The 1,438-nt window shown below is 42.6% G+C and carries 2 protein-coding genes and 1 pseudogene; all 3 read right to left on the bottom strand.

Annotated elements, in window-relative coordinates:
- A pseudogene (locus ACTHUE_RS18960) lies at positions 1-248 on the bottom strand (ABC transporter permease); the annotation flags it as partial.
- A gap of 103 nt (positions 249-351) precedes the next feature.
- A complete protein-coding gene (locus tag ACTHUE_RS18955) occupies positions 352-1,152 on the bottom strand; it encodes a GIY-YIG nuclease family protein (protein WP_440424171.1) in 801 nt (266 codons plus the stop codon).
- The coding region (locus ACTHUE_RS18950) for a hypothetical protein (RefSeq protein ID WP_440424170.1) at positions 1,149-1,438 on the bottom strand (290 nt) is incomplete at its 5' end. The genes ACTHUE_RS18950 and ACTHUE_RS18955, both read right to left, overlap by 4 nt.

The following is a 1,438-nucleotide window of genomic DNA, read 5'->3' as shown; positions in this document are numbered from 1 at the left end:
ATCCCCACCACCGACCGCCACAGCGAAATCCCGATTTCGTTTTCCTGAAAATGTTGCAATAAATCCAAAGACTTTTGAAACACCTCTACCGGCGCAGGCAGCATAAACTCACCAAATACGGCACTGCCCAACGCCCACAACGCCACCACCACCATCGCCACACTCAGACCGGCAAAGCCGCTCCAAAGGTAGTCGATGATGTAAAACACCGCAGGCTGTGGTTTGCGGATTTTGTCGGTTTTAATCATGGTTTGAGTATTGGTTTGTATTTTGAAATCAGCAGGTTGGGTATGTGGATGCTTTAATCCAATTTTCAGATTATTAGTGTTATTTTCAGGTAGTCAACAGTAACTACGGTGTACTGCAAATTGTATTAAGTTTTGCAATGGCGTTATAGTTATGGAAACGTGCATAAACACTGCATTTGTTGCTGTCTTTCAAATTAAATAAAGAGTCATACCAATAAGCAATTAATGCACGTCTGACCCCATCTTTTTTTAAAAAATCTAGCGCGATATCAAAGGTACCATTTAAAAAAATGGAAACCGCTCTCGGTAAAACTGTTTTGTAATAACTCTTTTCAATATATCCATGTTGTTCAATCCAAGAAATTGTTCCTGGAAAATCTAAAATTAATTTATCTAACAATATCATATGGGTGCTTTGTGTATTCTTTCTATTTAAGGTACTAAAAGCTACCTCATGAGACCCGATATTCAACGTAAAATATCTGCCGCCATTTGTTGACGGGAAAAGTGAAAATGTCCATACCCCTTGGTATTCCAACCAGTGTGCCAATCCGGACAATATGAATAAATTCTTTAGATAAGAACATAAATATTCATCTTGAAACATCCTATCTACTTTGGGTTTGTGAATAATCAGGTTTTCATCCAAATCATTCAAAGCATCAGATGCTTCTTTAACGCTTAAATAAAAAAGTTCCTTTTGGTTAGCCTGATTTGTATTTAGACAGCTTCTAAATCGATAATGCAAATAATGTTCTACTTTCCGCCAATTATTTACTTGTCTAAAATCTGCCAGTTCCCATTTTCCTAATTTTTTATAAGGTTCAGTTTGGTTGATTTCTTTAATACGCTTAATCGGCGGATAATTCCTACGCCCCACTTTTCCCCCCTCCCAACTTTTCAAAATCCAAACCCCAACCCCTTCTCCTCCCCACCCCCCCCAACCCCCCCACCCCCCCCAACACACACCCCCCCCCCCACCCCCCAAACCCCCCAACCACAAACAAAACACACCCAACCCCACAACACCCAAACACAACAACCCACCCCCCAACAACCAACCACCCCCCAACACACCAACACCACAAACAAAAACACCACCCACCAAACCACCACACACAACCCACGCCACACACACAAAACCACACACACCCCCCCCCAACCCCCACCCCCACCCCCCACCCCCACCA

It is taken from the genome of Neisseria sp. P0021.S005 (assembly GCF_051956955.1).
The sequence above is the reverse complement of the archived record's forward strand: the minus strand, read 5'-3'. Positions and strand labels throughout refer to the sequence as shown.